Below are 21,803 nucleotides of genomic sequence, written 5' to 3'. Positions count from 1 at the left end.
CACAAAATTTCATGGTACTTGATCTATCATTTTCATAAAAAATAGTTCCAGATTCGTTCAATTTTCGATCCATTTTTTAACAAAAAAGAAACTTTTTTCTAATTTATCGTCAGTATAGGGAGCTTGACTTTATTAAGCTTTGATCATTCTGACATTTTTTAGCTTTCTTTTTATCCCTTTTGATTGTGTTAAAGCGCCGTGCATGTCACATTTTTAGTTGCTTCTTTCATTCTCATAAATCTCAATTTGCCGAATTGACAAAAAATCAGACTAATCGATTCAAATTCTCACGACATTCTTAAAAATTATAAATAAGACAAAATTTAGATAAAACTTGGTTTTAAAATTGAGCTTAAATTTTGGCTGAACATGAAATACAAGCTGACTGACTCTTGAAAAGAATACTTACAAACCGTGCAAAAAAAATTTGAAATATTTTTTTGATGTATTTTTTGGGTTGATAGACCACTGTTTTTTTCATATTACGCACCACAATGATGCATTTAAACAAAAAATCAAAACGCCTTATGTCGCTAGGTAGGTGATTTAGCGAAAATTAGAGATTGAATTTTAGAGCTTACAATGAAGATTGGCTTATACTTCCATTACTTAAAAATTGATTTTTAACATTTATGGTACTTAAGCTGACTCCCACTCAGTTAGGGAGTTTATGTGCGCTGTTGGCAGCATTCTTGTTTAGTAGTAAAGCGATCTTAATCAAACAAGCTTATGCAGTTTCTGAAGATGTTGATGCAACATTGCTGGTTGCCTTAAGAATGCTCAGTGCCTTACCCGTTTTTCTTTTTATTTGTTGGTTGAACCGACACCGTAATCGCGGATTTTCAGCGCAGGATTGGGCCCTACTCCTCGTTGCTGGTTTGATTGGATATTATTTTTCAAGTTGGCTCGATTTTATGAGTCTGATGTACATCAGTGCCTCTTTGGAGCGTATTATCCTATTTCTATATCCCACCATGACAGTAATTGCATCAAGTGTAATTTTCAAACATCCTCTTTCACTGAAGACTATTTTTGCAATTGGACTAAGTTATGGCGGCACGCTTATGGTGATGCTCCAAGAACAAAGCAATGTGCCTCATGAAAGTAATTTTTGGCTAGGTGTGAGTTTAGTTTTCGCAAGCGCGATTTGCTTTGCGAGTTATCTATTGATGACTCCAAAATTAATTCAAAAATTTGGATCGTGGAATTTTACGGGCTTAGCGATGTCTATCGCCTGCTTAGGGACGATTCTTCACTATTTTATTGCTCAGCCAAGCCCTGTATCCAATATCCTTGAACAACCCATGGAACTAATCGGATATGGTGTTGCATTAGGCATTGGGGTAACGGTGATTCCAACTATTCTCATTGCGCAAAGTATTGCTCGTTTAGGTGCTTCTCAAACAGCCATGATTGGTTCACTTGGTCCAATTCTGACCATTATATTGGCAACTATCTTTTTAGGGGAATCAATGAATATGATTCAATGGTTTGGTTGTGCGCTGAATATATTGGGTGTGATGATGATTACGCTTTCCAAAACTAAACTGAAATAAAGACAACATTAACCTCACAGTTCAAATTTCAAAATAATGCTTCACGATGAAACTTAGTCTTCATAGTGAATTTCTATTTTCCCTTGATCATCGTCAAATTTAATGTCGAGTGGAACAAAGTGGGAACCCGACGATGTAGACCCCATTTGATCATTTTCATTTCTTAGTGGGCATTCAGTTAAAGATAAGCACCCACAACCAATGCACCAATCCAGTTGTTGACGAAGTTGAAGCATATTTAAAATTTTTTGATCTAAAATTTTCTGCCACGCACTTGATAATGCGGTCCAATCTGATTTAGTCGCGGTTTTATTCTTAGGGAGTATGTTAAATGCTTGCTTCACTTCAGAGAGTGAAATCCCAACCTGCTGTGCCACTTTGATGATGGCAATCCTTCTCAGCATATATCGTGGATATCGCCGTTGATTTCCTTCCGTCCGCACACTCCAAATAAGTGCTTTGTCTTCATAAAATCTGAGTGCTGCGACCGATACACCACTTCGAGCAGCTAACGCGCCTATACTGAGCCACTGTTGTAATTTTTGTTCTTCCATGCTCTTGACCTCAAGTTAAGTTGAGCTTTCATAATTCTTTTCTAAGCTTAATGCAGAGAAGATAGAATGACAAAACCAAATAAGCCAACGTTTAGTTTAACCACTAAAAATCCACCTAAGCTTTATTCCCCAAGGCAATTTGGATATAGCCACATCTGTGAGGTCAAACACTTCAACACAGTCGTTCATATATCAGGTCAAGGTGGTGAAAATGCCGAAGGACATTATTCCGCTGATTATTCAGAACAACTCAACCAAGTCTTCGAAAATCTCAAAATCGCTCTCAGCTATGCACATATCGACTTTTATAACATTGCTGTTCTAAGCGTATTGATTGTCAATTTTGACCAACAAAAACATCACCTGTTAAATCTGAAAATGAATACAATATGGAAAGATCAAAATTTCCCAGCATGCACACTAATCCCTGTGTCTCGCTTGGCATTAGACGCCATGCAAATTGAAATCGAAGCCACAGCTTACTGCTCCTCATCCACTGAGCCATTTATTCATGTATAACGATCTTGACGATTTAAATAAAAAAGACATCACGAATGACACTGCTTTACTTTGGTTGATGGCCATTGCTTGTGGTATTTGTGCAGGCGCTAATTATTATTCGCAGCCCTTAATTCACTCTGTTCAACTTTACTTTAATGCCCCTGCAACAGATGTGGCATTAACTGTTACTTTGGCTCAAGTCTCTTATGCTGTCGGACTACTTTTTATCGTACCACTTGGTGATATTCTCAATAAAACGAAATTAATCCCATTTTTAATGTTCTTTGCAGCAGTGGGATTATTTATTTGTGCTTTTTCGCTCAACCTTTATATGTTATGGGCTGGCACAATTATCACTGGGCTTTTCTCGGTTGCAGCACAAATTTTGATTCCGTTTGCCACGATGGCGGTTCGACCAGAACGAACAGGCGAAGTCGTCGGGTTACTGATGAGCGGATTATTGGTAGGCATTTTAATTTCGACCAGTTTAGCTGGTTTGTTATCCAACTTATTTAATTGGCAGCTCATTTATATCGTCAGTGGAATTTTGATGTTAATGGTCGCTGTGGTACTTAATATTCGTCTGCCTTATATTCCTAGCTCTAAAATTAGTTATTTTGCTGTGTTTAAATCCATGGGGCTGCTACTTAAAGAAGAGCCTCGTTTAATCTATCGCTCTATCATTGGTGCCTTTGCATTTGCAACGATGAGCATTCTCTTCTCCACCATTTCTATTTTACTTAAATCCTCTTTTTCTCTTGAAGATGTCATGGTGGGTTTAGTCACTTTGGTTGGCGTATTTGGCGCCTTGTCCACCAAGAAAATTGGTAAGATCGCCGACCGTGGTTACGTCAAACAAATCACTTGGTTTGGCATTTTAATCCTAGGTAGCGCTTGGATATTCCTTTATTTAGGTGCATTCTATTTAAGTTGCTATATCATCGGTTTTGGACTGATGAATCTCGGCCTAGCATTGGTGCATAGTAGCAACCAGAATGTGATTTTTAATTTAAGACCGGATGCTAAATCTCGTGTGAATTCACTCTATATGACCAGCTATTTTATTGGTGGCGCAAGTGGTTCCGCGCTAGGAATTTATGCTTGGGATCATGGTGGATGGGCAATGGCGTGTATCGTAGGATTAATCTTGGTCAGTTGTACGGCACTATTCACGCTAGTGGATCAACGTTATCATCGAACCCAACTCAGCTAACTCATAAAATATGCATGTTAAGCCTCTATAAATAGAGGCTTTTTCAATAATTTAGCCTCTGCAGTCATCATTCAGTCCTCTAAAGCTGTGTATCTCTTGTGCGTAATCACACACACTGTTCACTATCATTATAAAAAATATTCGTGAACAAGAATGAAAGCAGTTGTATGTCATCAAAATGAATTAACACTTGAAGATGTCAGCCATCTAACACCATCACAAGGACAAACTTTATTAGAAGTTGTGCGATGTGGTATTTGTGGCAGTGATTTACATATGCAACATAGTTGTGACCACATGCATGAACTTACGGCTAAAGTGGGTCTAAAAGGTGTTGCAAAGTCAACAGACCGTTTTGTCATGGGGCATGAATTTTGCGGTCGTGTTCTAGATTATGGTCCTAAAACTAGAAAAAAATTTAAAACAGATACCTTAGTTTGTGCGATGCCACTATTGAAAGTTGATCAGTGGTGTTATCAAGCGACTGGTCTTTCCCCTCAAGCTTCTGGTGGTTATGCCGAACAAATCTTGGTGCAATCTCAACTCATGTTTGCGGTGCCAAATGGATTACATCCCGATCTTGCAGCAATGACCGAGCCAATGGCGGTTGCTTTACATGCAGTACGTCGGAGCAGAATAAAGAAATCAGAACCCGCAATTGTTATTGGTTGTGGTCCAGTAGGCTTAGGTGTCATTTTAATGCTCAAAGCGATTGGTGTGAAAAAAATTATTGCCAGTGACTTTTCACCAAATCGCCGTCGGCTGGCTCAACTTTGTGGTGCAGATGTCGTCATTGATCCTAAACAATCCTCGCCTTTTGAGAGTTGGAAAGAATACGGTTTATTGGGTGATGCTTCTGAAGCGATTAACTATGGAATCGGTATTTTCGAAAAGATACAGTCTATGCATATTCCATGGTGGCATGCGTGGCGTGTGGCTGACAAATTAGGTGCTTTACCCAAACGCCCTGTGATTTTTGAATGTGTCGGGATGCCAGGCATCCTTCAACAGATTATTAACGGTGCGCCATTATTTTCTAAAATTATCGGTGTGGGTGTATGTATGCAATCCGACAGCATCGAACCCGCTTTGGCTTTAAACAAAGAAATCGAAATCCAGTTTGTGATTGGTTATACGCCACTTGAGTTCAGAGATGCGCTCCATATGATCGCTGAAGGTCAAATTGATTGTTCTCCTCTGATAACGGGCGTTGTAGGTCTTGCAGGAGTCAAAGATGCTTTTCAGGCCTTAGGTGATCCTGAACAACACGCTAAAATTTTGGTCGACCCCAAAAAGACCGGATCTGATATCAGTGCACTTTAGATAATCTTTAGGTTCTATACGACATAAGTGCTCAGCGATTTTTTTACTATGGGGCTCAAACTTGATCAGAGTCCTTATTTATCCTGCGTGATACTCAATCGAACTTTAAAATTTTAATTTCATCTATGAATAGATCTTAAACAAGGAAGTTTTATGTCAAATTTAAATCACATGCCTTTCAATGTTGAAGCAAGTTGTTCTTGTGGCGCAAATACTTTTCGCTTTTCTCATGCACCCATCGCACATTTTATTTGTCACTGCCAAGTTTGCCAAGAATATACAGGTAAGGCATTTTCAGATGTTTTAGTATTCTTGAAACAAGATGTTTATGATTTAAATATTAAACAGACTACTTTTAAACGTTTGAAGTCACCACCCAATATCCGTCGTGGGATATGCAAACAATGTCAGTCCCCTTCTATTGAATTTGGAATATTAGATCAGTTGTTATTTATTCCTAAATGGAACTTAAAAGACTTCTCGCAAGTTCCCCCTGAAAATATGCATATTTTTTACCATCGTCGTGTGCAAGATGTAGCTGATGATTTGCCAAAATATAATGGTTTTATCCAGAGTCAAACTCAAGCAGCTAAGTTTATTCTTGAAGGGTTAGCTAATAGAATTCTAAAATAAAATCATCAATAAAATATGACTTCACTTGAACACTTTTTAAACCAATGATTGAAAAATTTAAATTATATCTCTTTCATAAATCAAAAAAAGATCTATCCTTTGCTGATTATTTGTACCGAATAATTTTAAATATTCATACATAATTTGCGAATGAAATACATCATACATCGACTCAAAGAAGCTTTCTGAAACACAGTTTAAGCGATATACAGGCATCTCATGGTCAACCTTTGATTTAATGGCGGAACAGCTAAAAATGCTTGTACCTGCTAAAGGTAGACCATCTAAGTTAAGTGTAGAAGATCAAATCCTGCTGTGCTTAAGTTATTGGCGTGAATATCGAACATTGTTTCATGTCGCAACCAGTTATGGTGTGTCAGAGCCTACTGCTTCAAGAATCGTCCGCCACGTAGAGGATTGCCTGATCAAGTCCAATCTATTTAATTTACCCAAGAGTTTGCCTGAAGGCGAAGGTATCGACTGGAATGTGGTGATCGTAGATGCCACAGAAACCCCAATACAAAGACCTAAAAAAACAGAAGAAAAGCTATAGTGGTAAGAAGAAAGCTCATACTTTCAAAGTACAAGCCATTATCCATTATAGAACACAGCAAGTTCTGAGTTTATGCACGAGTTGTGGTGCTGTACATGATTTCGAGCTTTTCAAACGCAACTTGAATCAGATTCCTAAAGGTGCTTTTATTCTTGCAGAGAAAGGTTATCAAGGGATTTATACGGTGTATCCAAATAGTCTATTGCCATTAAAAGCAAAAAAGCGCTGTAAACTAGATCCTGAGCTAAAAGTTTACAATCAAGAAATCAATAAAAGAAGAATTGGGATTGAGCATGTATTTGGAACTTTGAAGACCTTCAAAATCCTTGCTGAGCGATATCGCAACCGTGGCAAAAGATTGGGATTAAGATTCAGTTTAATCGCAGGGATTTATAATTTAGAACTGAGTAAAAAATGATTTATGAAAGAACCCTAATATTGAAAATATCCAACCGCCTATAACATTGATATAAGAAAAAAAATACCATCTAATTTTAAGTAGATTTAATTCAAATAAAAGACTAAATATCCAAAAAAATGTATTTAAAGCAAAACATATACAAAAATAAGTGAGAATTAATGTTAGTTCCCCAAAAAATGAACTCTGATAGTGATCAAACAACAATTCAATACTGAGTACAAATGGAAGCGATCCAATTACAATGTTCCAGTTCAATATCTTTTCTCTTTTCTCTTTTAATTGCCAACCAAAGAGAGTCAATGTAGCCTGAAAAATAAAAAAATATGCCAAAATGAGTAAAAAGTCTCCTGGGTTTTTAAAACCACTCATCATTTTGAAACCCCACATTTGGCTTCATAGCCCATATCCCCACATCCTTTATCTATTCGATCTTGGACATTTAAAATATTCTCGATTTTCGCTTTACCTTGCATAATTAATCTTAATGGAGGTGCTAATTTAGAAACATATTTTTCATGAATAGATTGTAATGCAACCTGTTCATCTACCAAGCGCTGGATACTCCATTGTTTTAAATCTATTGTTTGGTAATTTTGATAAACATTTTTAAAGTCTTCATACCCTAATTTCATAATGGCATCACCTGCTTCATATCTCCATTGTGATAATGTTGTTTGCGTACCGTATTCATTTTTAAACGCAGCAAGCACGGTCTGCAAGGTACGATCATATTCCGCTCCCAAATTAAACATCAATCCAGATAAATCGTTTCTTGAAACTTGTTCTGCTACAAGGAGGCTTTGTTGCAAAAAGCTATTCTTAAGGGCTTCTTCAGCCATATAATTTTCAAATGAAGAAGCTTACACACAAAATCTACCGCACAACCAATTGGCCCGCATATAACCGAGCACTCATTAATCGCGGAAATATTGCCATTTGGTTTGATCCTACTACGCAATTGTATGCTCTATCAAAAGGCAAACAAGGACGAAATCAAACCTACTCCGACGCAGCCATCCAATGCTGCTTAATGATTAAATCCTTATTTCGTCTGTCTTTACGTATGGTCACTGGCTTTGTGCAAAGTCTGATTAAACTTTGCGGATTAAATTGGACAGCGCCAGATTAAAGTACGCTTTGTAAAAGACAAAAGTATATTGATATTGCAATCAGCTACCAAAAAAGTAGCTATGGGCTGCATCTACTCATGGACTCTACAGGCTTGAAGTTTCTAGGTGAGGGCGAATGGAAACGCAAGAAACATGGACCTGAATATCGTGGCCAATGGCGTAAGCTACATATTGCTATAGATGCTGAAACTCTTCAAATACGTGCTATTCAGCTCACAACCAATAATATCAGTGATTCGCAGGTACTAGGTGATTTACTTGATCAGATTCCACAAGATGAGCAGATTGACTCTGTTTATACCGATGGAGCTTATGACACCAAGCAATGCCGTCAGGCCATTGCAGATCGGCAAGCGCATGCGGTGATTCCACCTAGAAAAAATGCGAAACCATGGAAAGATACAAAGAGCAGCTCGCTAGAGCGAAATGAATTACTTCGAACAGTTAAACGTTTAGGTAGGACACTATGGAAAAAATGGTCAGGCTATCATCGCCGAAGTTTGGTTGAGACTAAAATGCACTGCATCAAATTATTAGGAGATAAACTCAGTGCAAGGAGCTTTGATAGCCAAGTCAATGAGGTTCATACACGTGTAGCAGTCCTCAACAGATTTACGGAATTAGGTCGACCACTTACCCAAGTTACGCCTTAAATTTGGCTCAATTAGGGGCTCTTTGCCTTTCAAATCTTTGTGCAACAAAGCCTTTAAAAATTAGAGATTCATTAACCTTTAAAAGCAGTATTCTTTAACACCTCCCTCAATGAACCATTTTTTAAATTATGGTAAGATGCCGAGCTTTTCACGATTTACTCAATCTAGGTTTCACCATGTCTTATATCCAATCCTTACAGCCTCGAATTTCCGTCGCCCCAATGATGGATTGGACGACCCGTGATTACCGCTTTTTTGCACGTCTATTCAATCCAAATATCATCATGTACACCGAGATGGTAACCACAGGCGCAATTTTATTTGGCGATGCAGCCCGTCATTTAGATTACAGTAAAGAAGAACACCCTATTGTGTTACAGCTTGGTGGATCAAATCCTAAAGACCTCGCAACCTGCTCTAAAATGGCTCAAGATTGGGGCTATGATGAAATCAATTTGAATGTTGGTTGTCCTAGTGATCGCGTTCAAAACAATAAAATTGGTGCTTGCCTCATGGCTGAGCCTGACCTGGTTGCTGAATGTATTGCTGAAATGCAAAATGCAGTTGATATCCCCGTCACGGTAAAACACCGAATCGGCATCGATGATATGCAATCTTATGAGGAGATGCTGCATTTTGTCGATACCGTTGCAAAAACGGGATGTCAAAATTTTATCGTGCATGCACGCATTGCTTTACTACAAGGTTTGTCACCGAAAGAAAATCGGGACATTCCGCCTTTACGTTATGAAGATGTCTATCGCTTAAAGCAAGATCGCCCAGAACTATTGATCGAAATCAACGGTGGGATCAAAACATTTGCTGAAACTCAACAACACTTACAACATGTGGATGGTGTCATGATTGGTCGCGAGGCTTATCACAATCCTTATCTACTGGCTGAACTAGGACAATTATGGAATTTGTCAGCACCTGATCGTTTTGAGATCATGCAGGAAATGATGCCATATATTGCAAAACGTTTAGCTGATGGTGCGCCACTTTCAGTGATTACACGTCATATTTTAGGCTTATTTCAGAACCTTCCTGGTGCACGAAAATGGCGACAAGCCCTGAGTGGGGGTAATGCGAAAACCTTAAAAGATATTGAAAATGCCTTAATCGGTATGCAACAAGCCATTCAAAGACATGCTGAACAAGAAAGCTTAAAAATCAATGCTGAATAAACAAATATCATCAGTAAAAAAGGTCTCTTGATAGAGACCTTTTTTGATAATCACTTTTAGGCTTATTTTGCTTGAATCGAGTCTAATCGTTTTAACACTTCAGCCACAGCTACCATTGCAAAACTTGATGTCACCACCACGGCTGAACCATAGCCCCCACATCTTAACCCGGCACTTGCACAAACATCAGCATTCGAAAAAGGATTATCCACCGAATAAATACAGGTGATACCAAACTTCTCTTTCGGCTTTTTACAGATACCTTTTGAGCGCAACTGACTTCTTAATTTTGCCAGCATCGGGTCGTATTCTGTTTTTGACAAATCTGCGACCCGAATTTTGAGTGGATCTAATTTACCACCAGCACCGCCAGATACAATCAAAGGGACTTTATTGAAACGACAATGTAGCATCAATGCGAGTTTTGCTTTGACATCATCAATGCAATCCAACACAACATCTGGATTTGAACTCAAAATCTCTGTTACATTTTCAGGCGTTAGATAATCATCAATTAAATTGATTTTTATACGTGGATTGATTTGGCGACAACGCTCTGCCATCACTTCAATTTTTTCATGACCTAATGTTGATGTCATCGCAGGTAACTGACGATTAATATTCGATGCTGCAACAGAATCCATATCCACTAATGTGAGCTCGCCCAAACCTGTTCTAGCCAAAGCTTCGACAGCCCAAGAGCCAACACCGCCAATACCGATCACCATGACATGACTGTTTTCATAATGCTGAAAATTTTCTTCGCCATAAATTTTGGCTACACCGGTAAAACGGCGTTCATATTCATCATCATGAACTAAGTCAGTCATATTGCTCTAACACTATTTGGAAAAGGCGTATTTTAGCAAAACTTCAGAGGAATAGAGAGTTTTGAACTCACGACAATTTCAGTTCATTTTTTAGGTTGAGTGCAGACACACTATTCTCCCAAACACGTTGCGCAATGTCTTCGATTCTCGTATTTAGACTATGTGCCAAACCCTCTAAAACATAAATTAAATTCTGTGGGGTATTACGGGTTCGGTGTTCAGTTGAAGTTTGACAACATAATGGCGGCATATCAGGACAGTCTGTTTCAATGACCAGATGCTCAATGCCAACATACTGAACTGTTTGGTGTAATTTTTTAGCATTGGGATTGGTAATCTGTCCCGTGACCCCTAACTTAAATCCAAGTTGAATAAATGCCTTTGCTTCTTCTACCCCTCCACTAAATGCGTGGGCGATCCCCCCCTGAAAAAATTGCTTTGCTTTTAACAGTTTTAATACTTCAGCATGAGATTTACGAATATGTAACAGCACAGGAAGCTTAAATTGTTGAGCCAAATCGAGTTGTTGCGCAAAAAAATTCTGTTGCTTAGCGAAAACTTCCGACTGCTTATGTTGCTTGAGAAAAGTATCTAAACCAATTTCTCCAACGGCGATGCATTGTTGTACTTCAAGAATTTTTTTTAAATCGTCTAGATGATGAGGCTGATGTTGTTCGATATAAAAAGGATGTAGACCAGGAGCGAGATAACTCCTCGGTGCCTGATCTAAACCATTTAACCAATGGTGTGTTTCAATCAATGTATTAAAGCGTTGGTGTTGAAACCCAATCAGTACAAGGGCATCCACTCCCTTCTGTTTAGCCTGATACGCAAGTTGCTCACGATCGAAGTCAAAATCTTCTACATCAAAGTGCGTATGCGTATCAAACAAACGTGGCATAGACATGTTATTTTGCTTCACCTGCAGCTTGAGGTACAGCAACTTGAACCGCAGGATGAACAGCCTCCAGCATTTCAGGTTTAATCACACCCTGTAGCTTTTCATAAGGAATCGTAAGTCTTGGCAAACCCACCACATAAGGACCAATTTCATATTCACCGTATTGAAGAATTAAACCCTTTTTACCCAAATAATAGTTATCAGTGAGTTTAAATTTCCAAGCCTCTTCATACTCTTCAACGTTATCTGCTAACTGCGAATCTATGACCCATTTTTTAAATTCTTCATGGGCCAATTGATTTAATTTATTCTTTTGGTCTTTCACTAAAATTTGATCCAGTGACACTTGTTTCTGCTGTTTCAAATCAAAATTAAAGTAAGTTTGTGAAGAAGAACCATGTGCACCTCCTAAATAGTTACTCGTATTCAATACGATGGTTGCAAGTGGTCCTTGTGAATTTAAAATTTTAGGACTAATACTCAAACTAATTTGATGTCCAACCCCCAAGTGCTTTAACTCTTTATCTAAACCCACAAAGTTATCAATATAGGGCTGAATCTGCTCTGCAAGTAACTGCGCTGCAGTTTTATATTCAACAACTTCGCTTGCGGCTTGAGTATCTTTGTCTTTAGACAGCGTCTGCTCAGGTTCGAACAACTCTAGCGTTTCTTGTAAATTTTTGATAATCGCTTGATCAATTAAGCCATCTAACACAAATTGATTCGTTCTCAATCGATCAATTGAAATTTCTGGACAATTGTTACCATCACATTCTACCAACCGAACAGGCACTTTTTCAGTTTCACCCTGAAGCACGAGTATCTGAACTTCCGATGCTGCTTGAGTTTGAGTGTCAGGTGACTCTTTAGGCCCGTCCCCTTTTGGCTGACATGCGCTCAGCGTAATTGCGGCAGTAAGTACAGATACAGTCCAAACTATTTTATTTTTTAACATCTCACAACCTTGAGGAGAAACGGTCATTTATCATTGATTTAAGCCTAACCCGATGAAATTGATAGCTCAAGCTTCGTTTGTATGGGTTTAACTGCAATTGTATATGCTACATTACAATATTTGTAATATTTCAAAACATCTTTTGGAAGATCTGCGGCACAACCACTTGCTTGGTTTGAGCATGATTCAAATAGATATCCAATTGCTCACCACCTTTGACAATTTCGTTCGCGCGAATATGAATACCAATCCCTTCACCATCAAAGAACCACTCCTGATTTTTCCAGCTAAGATTCACTGGAGCGATACTTCTCACTTCACTGCTCTGGGCCTTTAACCATTTTTGATAGGACAACTGAAGTATTCTTTCAAAATCATTTATTTGGTTCTTTTGAATCACATCCTGCAACTGTAAAACTTTTTTCTGCTTTCGATCCAATACCATAAAGTAACCACGATCTTTAACGATCACTTCAGCTTGTTTTGTGTTTACGATGAATTGGATCAACACATATTGATTTCGTTGGGTGGCGACTTGCGTCAGTATATCCAACTCATAAGGCTGATTCAGTGAAAACTCCTTCATCCATGATTCAGATCGACTTATATAGGTTTCGATGGATTGATCCAAACTCAATTTTTCTTTTTCATTGATTTGATCTTGAATCACAAAAGCCAAATGGTTGTTAAGTTGTTGATTGACCCAATGATCTGCAGTTTTTAGACTTAAAATTTCAATTTTTTCGCAGACCGATTTTGTACAATTTTCGCTCTTAATTTCAACTTGAAACGCGTCATCATTTAAGTAAGGTAACACATCAGCGTTTTTAACTTGGGCAGACTGCCCTGACTTTTGTGTCGTAGACTCTGGTTGTTTTTCACAAGATGCCACCCCAATGACTAAGGTAGCAAGAAGAATACGCAGTCGTTTTTTTTGTAAATTTAGAGTAATCACAAGAATCAACCAAAATTAAAGCATTGGTTATTCTGATACAAAAACAGCTTCACGAGGAAGCTGTTTTACATTTTCAAGCAAAATTAATGTTCACGTGTATTACGGAAAACAATATCAGGATAACGCTCTTGCATTAATTGTAAATTGACACGGCTAGGTGCTAAGTACGTTAAATGCCCACCACCATCAACTGAAAGTTGGTCATGTGCTTTTTTCTTAAATTCATTAAATTTTTTCTCATCTGGACATGAAACCCAACGAACTGTATTAATGCTCACAGGCTCGTAAATACAATCCACTTTGTATTCTTCTTTTAAACGATAAGCTACAACTTCAAATTGAAGAACACCCACAGCACCTACAATAAGATCATTACTGTTTTGTGGCATAAATACCTGAGTTGCACCTTCCTCTGAAAGCTCTTTTAAACCTTTTTGGAGTTGCTTCGATTTCAAAGGATCTTTTAAACGAACACGGCGGAACATTTCAGGAGCGAAGTGAGGAATACCTGTGAATTGCAAGTTTTCACCCGAAGTGAAAGTATCGCCGATTTGAATCGTACCATGGTTATGTAAACCAATAATGTCACCTGGCCATGCCTCTTCTAGATGCTGACGATCACCCGCCAAGAACGTTAATGCATCTGAAATACGCACATCTTTCCCAATACGCACATGCTTCATTTTCAAGCCTTTTTCATATTTGCCTGAGCAGATACGCATGAAAGCAATACGATCGCGGTGTTTAGGGTCCATATTGGCTTGAATTTTAAAGACAAAACCAGAGAAACCCTCTTCAGTCGCTTCAACTTTACGGTCTTGGGTAGGATGTGCTTTTGGTGGTGGTGCATATTCACTAAATGCATTTAAGACATGGTCTACACCAAAGTTACCCAACGCTGTACCAAACAATACTGGAGTTTGACGCCCTGCTAAGAATTCTTCACGATCAAGCGGTTCATTTGCCATTTGAACTAATTCTAGTGACTCTTCAAATGCAGCCCAAGCTAATTCACCGACTTTTTCACGAAGGTCAGCATGGTCATAACCGTCACGAATTTCGATATCTGTAATGGTTGAACCAAAACCTGCTTTATAGACATAGAATTTTTCTTCGATCAGATTAAAAACACCCGCGAAGTCACGGCCTGTGCCTAAAGGCCAAGTTAAAGGTACGCATTTAATTTTCAGGACGTTTTCAATTTCGTCGAGGAGCTCAAGTGGCTCGCGAATTTCACGGTCCATTTTGTTAACGAAAGAAATAATCGGTGTGTCACGCATACGACACACATCCATCAATTTAATCGTACGATCTTCGACACCTTTCGCACCATCAATCACCATCAATGCTGAGTCTACGGCTGTAAGGGTACGATATGTATCTTCAGAGAAATCTTCATGCCCCGGTGTATCGAGCAGGTTGATCATTTTGTCTTTATAAGGGAACTGCATCACAGAGGTCGTGATTGAGATACCACGCTCTTTTTCCATTTCCATCCAATCTGATGTCGCAGCACGGTCAGATTTACGGCTTTTTACCATACCTGCAACTTGGATCGCTTGCCCCCACAACAATAACTTTTCCGTCATTGTGGTTTTACCCGCATCGGGGTGGGAAATAATGGCAAATGTACGTCGCTGAGCAACTTGCTCCGCTAACTCTTGCTTAAAGCTCATGAATAACACCTACTGCAGACATGCAGTTTAGAAGATCAAAAAAGATCAAAATAAAAATTGGCGATATTGTAGCAGATCAATACCGAATGTGAATGTGATGAATCAGAAACTGACCAGAAGTTAATAGTTCTTAAATGTGCTTTCTAAACGATCCACAGGTAATGGCATACCCAATAAATAGCCTTGTAATTGCTGACAACCTAAACGTTTTAAGATATCGGCTTGTTTTTGAGTTTCAACGCCTTCAGCTGTCACCACCAAACCTAAACGTTTAGCCAATACAATAATACTTTCTAAGATAATTTCATCTTTAGTATTGGGTGAAAGATTTCGAATAAATTCACGGTCAATTTTAAGCTCATCTACCGGGAGATTCTTTAAATATAAGAAGCTAGAATGACCAGTTCCAAAATCATCAATCGCAAGCCCAATCCCCAAATTACGTAGGCTCTCAAAAGTACGAATACTGACATCGATATGATGCATTGCTGTCGATTCAGTAATCTCAATAATTAAATGGGCTGGATCGATCTGGTATTGCGTGATTAAACATCTTAATGTATCTACCAGCGCTTTATGTTCAAATTGTACAGCTGATAAATTTACAGCGATCGGACAGAAAGGCAATTTCTTTTTTTGCCAAGCTTGAATCTGTATACACGCTTGTTCAAGAGCCCAGTAGCCCATTTTAATAATAAGACCTGTTTGCTCCGCACCCTCAATAAACATATTTGGTGCTAGAAGTCCTAGACTTGGATGCTTCCAACGAATTAAAGCTTCAACGCCACAAATTTTAAAATCTGCTGTGAATTTCGGCTGATAAAATAAAATGAATTGTTGTTCTTCAACAGCACGATACAAATCATTAATAAGTTTTGATTGGCTACGTGCGATTTCTTGTTGATCTAATGAATAGTTAAACACACTGTAAGTATTGCGACCTTGCTCTTTGGACATCAGCATTGCAGCATCAGCATTCACCAACAAATCATGTAAATCAGCACCATGATCTGGATAATAGACCACACCTAAACTTGCTGAGATATTGATTTCCTTCCCAGAAATCACAAAGCCTTCTTGGATTTTACTCAATACTAGATTGGCAACTTGATCAATTTGGTCTGTAGAAAAGTCTTCAACAACCAATAAAAACTCATCACCACCAATACGAATTAATTTTTGGTTTTTTTCGAGTAATGCATGAAGTCGATGTGCTAAATTCACTAAAAGCTGATCACCAATATGATGTCCAAAAGCATCATTTACTGCCTTGAAACGATCTAAATCAATATAAATGAATGCAACTTTATGATCTTTAGATTGGTGTAGTGAAAATAATGAAGTGGTGTAATCAAGCAAAAAAAGTCGATTTGGAAGTTTGGTCAAATTATCTTGAAGGGCAAGGCTTTCCAATTCCTTATTCATTTTGATTAATTGTTGATTTCGCTCTTCAAGTCGTAATTCTAAAATAGCGACAAAAAAACTGACCACTAAAACCAAGCAGGTGACAAATATAATGACAAAAAGTAATAAACCTTGACCTTCATGGAGTTGATTCAATGCTGCATATTTGGCATCCACGGGTTGGAAAGTCGCAGCCGCCATACCAATATAATGCATTCCCACAATACTAAAAGCGATCATGAATGCCACGGCAAGCTTGAAAGCCAATTTATTGTGATAGGTACGCTTATATTTAAACATCAGCCAGAATGACAATCCTGAACCACATACAGCAATCAGTACAGAAAAAATCACCAAAATGGTGTCATAACGAATAATGTAGTTGGGAACGATCAATCCCGCCATTCCAGTATAGTGCATACCTGAAATACCGAAACCCATCAGAAGTGCACCCAAAACCAATCTAGCCAAAGGAAGTGTAGATCTAGTCGTGAGCCATATGGCAAAAATTGAAGCGAGAGCTGCGATCACATAAGAGAATAGCGTTAAACCTATATCGAAACTATGATCTTCAGGTAAATGACAAGCCAGCATTCCAACAAAATGCATGACCCAAATCGCAAGACCAAATATCATGCCACTTACACCGAGCAGCACTTTTTGACCAACTGGGTTTTTGTGGGTACTAATGAGTTGTTCAAATGAAATAGCAATAAAGCAGACGATCACTGCCGCCACAGCAGAACCCGCCACCATTGCATAATCGTAACTCATATGAATCATATAGAGACTTATCCGTACCTGAACCTGTTTTTATTTTATTTAAACCCCAAAAGTACAGCAAATAAATGTAAGAAGGTTCAACTTTTTAATGAGCATTTGTCGCCTACAACAATATCACCATCTCATTGAACGTCAAGTTGTTTTTCGGCGATATCCATAAAAAATGGCGTATCGAAATACGCCATTTTTAAGTAAAACTTAACAATAAATATTTTTATTTTTGCAAGGCAATGTAATCGAGCAAGATATGAGCTGATTCAGTGACAAATGCCTCTTCTTCAGGTAAAGGTGGGCGTTGATTAGTTTTCATCTTAGCACGCGATTCAGCCAAAGCTTCCATCGATGCCTGATAACTTTCCCAATTTGGATAAGCAGTTTTACCCATTGCTATACGGCGTTTATTTTCTTCTGCCAACGTTTCTTTTTCCAAAGCGATGAGTTCAGCTTTACGTTGATCGATATCCAACACGATTTGTTTATTCTCTTTAGCTTTCTGCGAAATCGCTTTACGCGCTTCTAAATACTTAAATTGAATATCATTCGCAACACGCTGTTTTGAATGAGCAGCTAATTTTGGTACAAAGGCTTGCACTTCTCCCTCACGTTTGAAAGGAGCTGTAGGGATGGTATCCCACTCTAAAGCATTCTTAGCTTTACGCTCCCCAAACTCTTCATCGTAGATATCAACCAATTGAATATCAGGCACAACCCCTTTATTTTGTGTGCTTCCACCAGTAACACGGTAAAACTTTCGTTGCGTCAATGTCGCTTGACCATACGCTAAGCTGTCCAATTGAACTTGAGCTGTACCCTTACCTGTCGTAGTACTTCCAATCACAATCCCACGACCATAATCCTGCACAGCAGCTGAATAGATTTCACTTGCTGATGCAGAAGCCAGATTCACCATGACAGCCAATGGACCTGCGTAGGTTTGAGCGCCTCCATCACGATCTTCGAAGACACTGACGTTACCATTCCCATCCCGAATTTGAACCACTGGACCAGATTTAATCACTTGCCCAATCATTTTTGCCACTTCTTCGAGTGAACCGCCAGGGTTATTACGAAGATCAACGATAATGCCATCGACATTTTGCGCAGCTAAACTTTTCAATGCATTATTGGTATCTTCAGATACTGAACGATAGCTTTCACCAGCACGACGGGCACGGTAGTTGTAATAGAACGATGGAATTTCGACTACTCCAACTTTATGTTTCTTGCTATCACGTACAATTTCAACTGTTCTTGAACGTACACCCGCATCCTCTTCTTGAATCACATCACGTACGATAGTTACGGTACGTGCCTGACTCATAGATGCTCCAGGTCCGAGCAATTTAATGGTGACTTTAGTCCCACGCTTACCTCGGATCAATCCAACGATTTCAGAACTGGTCCATCCAATGACGTCGACCATTTTGTCACCGTCTTGCGCGACACCAATAATACGATCACCAGACTTGACCTGTCCCGTCTTAAACGCAGGACCACCATCTACGATCGTCTCGATACGCGTATAGTCTTCATTCCCGCGTTCTGGACGGATCGACACACCAATCCCCTCAAGCTGCAATGTGGTCTGACGATTTAACTCAATCGCATCGATTGGTGGGAAATAATTACTGTGCGGGTCATAAGTCGCTAACATAGCATTGAGCGTTTTTTCTAAAACGTCATCGCTTTTTGTACGCTTCATACGTTCTAATTGACGCATATAGCGCTTGGTCAAAGTCTGAACTGGCGTTAAATCTTCAGCTGAAGTGAGATCTTGCCCTGCTGCTAAAGAAGGATCATCTTTCAGCGCTTTTTGCTTAGCCAAATCTTCTTCTTTAGCAATCGTTAAATTGATTAACTGAGACACCAGCATTTTGCGCCATTGATTTTCTTGCTCAGCTTTATTTTTGAAAAATGGAGCCTTTTCACGATCAGACTCGATAAACACATTAGGTTGATTTAGGTTTTGCGGTTTTTTTAACTCCGCCAACATAAACTCATAGAATGACTTTAAACGATCACGATATTGAGCGTGAATGGCATAAGGTCCTTCAAGGTTACCCGCTTTCAGCGCCGCTCCAAAAGTTGGTCCGTATTTTTTCTTATAGTTTGCCACTTCATCTGCCAAGAAAAGGCTATGGTCAGGATCAAGACTATCAATATACATATCAAAAATACGTTGTGAGGTCGTAGCATCTAAACGCATATTTAAATAGTGCTGACGATCCACCAAAGTTGCTAATTGTCTTGAAACTAAAGCTTGTTCTTGTGTGGGCTTTATATTCTGAACCTGTTGAACCGCTGGTTCATTCGCTGCGATCGCAACATTAATTGTATGACCAAAAAATAAACCACCAGTGGCAATGGCTACCGCGCAAGCGATTGTTTGAAGTTTCATAACGAATTTGTCTTTCCTTGGATAAACCAAATTTACACTATTGTTTTCAGATAGAAATATTAATATTCAAAACCTTAAACAACTTTTTTATTTCTGCCGTATAGTTTTATCATAATCTGTACGGAGAAAATGTAGCAAATCATTGCAAAATTCGGGTATTGTTTTCTCTTTTAAAATTAGAATCACGGATTCCACTATGATTGGCGCATTGATGCTTGATATTGAGGGCACAACACTTAATCAAGAAGATATTCAACTCCTACATTCTCCACAAGTTGGTGGAGTCATTTTGTTTGGAAGAAATATTGAATCACCTCAACAAGTTCGCGCCTTAACGGATCATATGCGCCAAGTTCGCCCCGATATTTTAATTGCAGTCGATCAAGAAGGCGGACGCGTACAACGTTTAAAACAAGGCTTCACTCTCCTTCCTGCCATGGGACGTTTCGGTGAGCTCTATTTAAGTCAGCCAGAACGAGCAATTGAATTGGCTGAACAATGCGGTTGGCTCATGGCTACCGAAGTCCTTGCAGTCGGGATCGACTTTAGCTTTGCACCTGTATTAGACCTTAACGACATCAGCGAGGTTATTGGTGACCGTGCTTTTGCTAAAAATATCTCAGATATCATCCCTTTAGCCCAAGCCTTTATGCAAGGTATGAAACGCGCTGGTATGGCAACCACGGGGAAACACTTCCCTGGCCATGGCTCGGTTAAAGCAGATTCACATATTGCGGCAGCTGTGGATACACGAAGTTATGCTGAAATTGAAGCTCAAGATATGCAAAGCTTTATTCAACTCCAACCTCAACTTGACGCACTCATGCCAGCACATGTGATTTATGAAAAAGTAGATCCAAATCCTGCTGGTTTTTCTCAGTATTGGGTTCAAAAAGTACTTCGTGAAACACTTGAGTTCGATGGTGTCTTGTTTTCTGATGACTTAAGTATGCAAGCAGCTTGTGTTGCAGGTGGTGCAGATGCTCGCATCAAAGCCGCGCTTGAAGCTGGCTGTGATATGGGCTTAGTCTGCAATAATCGGGAATCTGCATGTGTCGCGCTCAGTGCCATAGAGAATTATCCATTGCCGAACCAAGAACGCTTAGAGCGTATGCGCGGTAAGATTCAAGAGATTCGCATTGGTGAACAACTTGACTTAGGCAACGAATGGAAATCTGTCAAAAAGGTCATTGAAGATTTTAGACAATCATTTTAATAATAAAGGGAGCATCTAAATGCTCCCTTTATCTTGACCAATCCAATAATAATCATAGCTAAGGATGTGTATGTCTCAATCAAAACAATCAAAGCACCGTCATATTTCGTTTACTGCTCACTACACTGGCTATATTTGGTACCAAATGGGTATCTCTCACGAAGCATTTGCGACTTCGAAAGGTAAAGCGTTGGCGCAATTCGCTCACCCTTTTGAAAGTATGGCTGAGAAGTTTATCGGTGGAAGTATGCGTTCAACTCTGAAGACACGACATACATTATTAGACGACCATTTAAAATTATTAATCAAACAATATCCAAACCTGCAAATTTTAGAAATTGCAGCGGGACTTTCACCTCGTGGTTGGTGGTTTAGATCTCATTATCCCGAAATAGATTATCGCGAATTAGATTTACCAGACATGGCTGCCACAAAACAATCCGCTTTGAATAAAATCGATCCCGAAAGCCCTAAAGTTTTATCAGCAGACTTATTCACGGATGATTTCAAAACAGCTTTTGACGAATTCGACCCAACACGACCGCTAGTGATTATCAGTGAAGGATTAATCAATTATTTTAATCAAGATTTACTCAAACAATTGCTGAATTCAATTGTACGTTTTGGTGAACCATTCCAAACGCTTCATTATTTAACTGACCTTTATCCCGAACCTGTCCAACATAAACTGGCTAACTTAATTTGGTCGAGCAGCAAATTACTCAAATACGCTTCAAGAAGTGCATTTACTTTCCACTTTAAAGACCCTTTAGAGGTACAGCACTTTTTTAAACTGTCAGGTTTTACTGAAGTTGAAGTCATTCAACCTCAACTGTATTTTGAAAAAAAGAATCAAAATATGGATACAGATCAGCATCTTGGTGATCTAGTATGGATGATTCATGCAATAAAATAATGATTCATTCGTAGCAATATTACGAAGTATCTATTTTTTGATTCA

At 38.9% G+C, this 21,803-nt stretch carries 19 protein-coding genes and 1 pseudogene; 11 read left to right on the top strand and 9 right to left on the bottom strand.

Annotated features, from left to right (window positions below):
• Window positions 1–632: 632 nt before the first annotated feature.
• Window positions 633–1,556 carry a DMT family transporter gene (locus AC1M9K_RS05240; protein WP_481588699.1) on the top strand — a complete coding sequence of 308 codons (924 nt, stop codon included), beginning with the start codon at window positions 633–635 and terminating at the stop codon, window positions 1,554–1,556.
• Window positions 1,557–1,609: 53 nt separating this feature from the next.
• Here AC1M9K_RS05240 and soxR read toward each other — a convergent pair whose 3' ends face one another.
• Window positions 1,610–2,110, bottom strand: a complete 501-nt coding sequence (soxR, locus tag AC1M9K_RS05235; protein WP_035265311.1) for a redox-sensitive transcriptional activator SoxR — start codon at window positions 2,108–2,110, stop codon at window positions 1,610–1,612.
• A 66-nt stretch (window positions 2,111–2,176) separates the two neighbouring features.
• Between soxR and AC1M9K_RS05230 the strand changes: the two genes are divergently transcribed.
• The 6 genes from AC1M9K_RS05230 to AC1M9K_RS05205 all read left to right on the top strand — a co-directional run bounded on the left by AC1M9K_RS05230 (window position 2,177) and on the right by AC1M9K_RS05205 (window position 6,751).
• Window positions 2,177–2,629 (top strand): RidA family protein, encoded by a 453-nt coding sequence (locus tag AC1M9K_RS05230; RefSeq protein ID WP_481588698.1) that lies wholly within the window; start codon window positions 2,177–2,179, stop codon window positions 2,627–2,629.
• On the top strand, window positions 2,622–3,824 hold the full coding sequence (locus AC1M9K_RS05225; RefSeq protein WP_035265309.1) for an MFS transporter: 1,203 nt from the start codon (window positions 2,622–2,624) through the stop codon (window positions 3,822–3,824). The genes AC1M9K_RS05230 and AC1M9K_RS05225 overlap by 8 nt, the downstream gene beginning before the upstream one ends.
• Before the next feature lie 153 nt (window positions 3,825–3,977).
• Window positions 3,978–5,147, top strand: a complete 1,170-nt coding sequence (locus tag AC1M9K_RS05220; RefSeq protein ID WP_481588697.1) for a zinc-binding dehydrogenase — start codon at window positions 3,978–3,980, stop codon at window positions 5,145–5,147.
• Between the two features lie 153 nt (window positions 5,148–5,300).
• A complete protein-coding gene (locus AC1M9K_RS05215) occupies window positions 5,301–5,780 on the top strand; it encodes a GFA family protein (protein ID WP_481588696.1) in 480 nt (159 codons plus the stop codon).
• Window positions 5,781–6,018: 238 nt separating this feature from the next.
• Entirely contained in the window at window positions 6,019–6,333 is a 315-nt protein-coding gene (locus AC1M9K_RS05210; protein ID WP_481588695.1) for a transposase family protein, read from the top strand.
• Complete coding sequence (locus AC1M9K_RS05205) at window positions 6,281–6,751, top strand: transposase family protein (protein ID WP_481588694.1); 471 nt, start codon at window positions 6,281–6,283, stop codon at window positions 6,749–6,751. The genes AC1M9K_RS05210 and AC1M9K_RS05205 overlap by 53 nt, the downstream gene beginning before the upstream one ends.
• A 371-nt stretch (window positions 6,752–7,122) precedes the next feature.
• Here AC1M9K_RS05205 and AC1M9K_RS05200 read toward each other — a convergent pair whose 3' ends face one another.
• Window positions 7,123–7,593: a hypothetical protein gene (locus AC1M9K_RS05200; protein ID WP_481588693.1), complete on the bottom strand. Its 471-nt coding sequence runs from the start codon at window positions 7,591–7,593 to the stop codon at window positions 7,123–7,125.
• 11 nt (window positions 7,594–7,604) lie between these two features.
• Between AC1M9K_RS05200 and AC1M9K_RS05195 the strand changes: the two are divergent.
• Window positions 7,605–8,537, top strand: a pseudogene (locus AC1M9K_RS05195) (IS5 family transposase).
• A gap of 176 nt (window positions 8,538–8,713) precedes the next feature.
• On the top strand, window positions 8,714–9,724 hold the full coding sequence (dusA, locus tag AC1M9K_RS05190) for a tRNA dihydrouridine(20/20a) synthase DusA (RefSeq protein WP_481588692.1): 1,011 nt from the start codon (window positions 8,714–8,716) through the stop codon (window positions 9,722–9,724).
• A 62-nt stretch (window positions 9,725–9,786) separates the two neighbouring features.
• On the opposite strand, the gene AC1M9K_RS05185 is transcribed toward dusA, so the two are convergent.
• From AC1M9K_RS05185 to AC1M9K_RS05155, 7 genes are all read right to left on the bottom strand, one after another.
• Window positions 9,787–10,554: a tRNA threonylcarbamoyladenosine dehydratase gene (locus AC1M9K_RS05185; protein ID WP_481588691.1), complete on the bottom strand. Its 768-nt coding sequence runs from the start codon at window positions 10,552–10,554 to the stop codon at window positions 9,787–9,789.
• Between the two features lie 67 nt (window positions 10,555–10,621).
• Window positions 10,622–11,455 (bottom strand): TatD family hydrolase, encoded by an 834-nt coding sequence (locus tag AC1M9K_RS05180; RefSeq protein WP_481588738.1) that lies wholly within the window; start codon window positions 11,453–11,455, stop codon window positions 10,622–10,624.
• Window positions 11,456–11,462: 7 nt separating this feature from the next.
• A complete protein-coding gene (locus AC1M9K_RS05175) occupies window positions 11,463–12,410 on the bottom strand; it encodes an RsiV family protein (protein ID WP_481588690.1) in 948 nt (315 codons plus the stop codon).
• Between the two features lie 130 nt (window positions 12,411–12,540).
• Window positions 12,541–13,365: a hypothetical protein gene (locus tag AC1M9K_RS05170; protein ID WP_481588689.1), complete on the bottom strand. Its 825-nt coding sequence runs from the start codon at window positions 13,363–13,365 to the stop codon at window positions 12,541–12,543.
• 83 nt (window positions 13,366–13,448) lie between these two features.
• A complete protein-coding gene (locus AC1M9K_RS05165; RefSeq protein ID WP_035265298.1) occupies window positions 13,449–15,041 on the bottom strand; it encodes a peptide chain release factor 3 in 1,593 nt (530 codons plus the stop codon).
• Window positions 15,042–15,161: 120 nt separating this feature from the next.
• A complete protein-coding gene (locus AC1M9K_RS05160) occupies window positions 15,162–17,228 on the bottom strand; it encodes a putative bifunctional diguanylate cyclase/phosphodiesterase (RefSeq protein WP_035265296.1) in 2,067 nt (688 codons plus the stop codon).
• A gap of 214 nt (window positions 17,229–17,442) precedes the next feature.
• Window positions 17,443–19,626 carry a carboxy terminal-processing peptidase gene (locus AC1M9K_RS05155; protein WP_481588688.1) on the bottom strand — a complete coding sequence of 728 codons (2,184 nt, stop codon included), beginning with the start codon at window positions 19,624–19,626 and terminating at the stop codon, window positions 17,443–17,445.
• Between the two features lie 196 nt (window positions 19,627–19,822).
• Between AC1M9K_RS05155 and nagZ the strand changes: the two genes are divergently transcribed.
• Both nagZ and AC1M9K_RS05145 read left to right on the top strand, forming a co-directional pair.
• The gene (nagZ, locus tag AC1M9K_RS05150) at window positions 19,823–20,842 is read left to right on the top strand and encodes a beta-N-acetylhexosaminidase (RefSeq protein WP_481588687.1); all 1,020 of its coding nucleotides are present in this window, start codon (window positions 19,823–19,825) and stop codon (window positions 20,840–20,842) included.
• A gap of 70 nt (window positions 20,843–20,912) precedes the next feature.
• Window positions 20,913–21,758 (top strand): class I SAM-dependent methyltransferase, encoded by an 846-nt coding sequence (locus tag AC1M9K_RS05145; protein ID WP_481588686.1) that lies wholly within the window; start codon window positions 20,913–20,915, stop codon window positions 21,756–21,758.
• Window positions 21,759–21,803: the final 45 nt, after the last annotated feature.

The organism is Acinetobacter sp. 24-47-67, from assembly GCF_056779735.1.
This window is presented reverse-complemented; position numbering and strand designations above follow the sequence as displayed.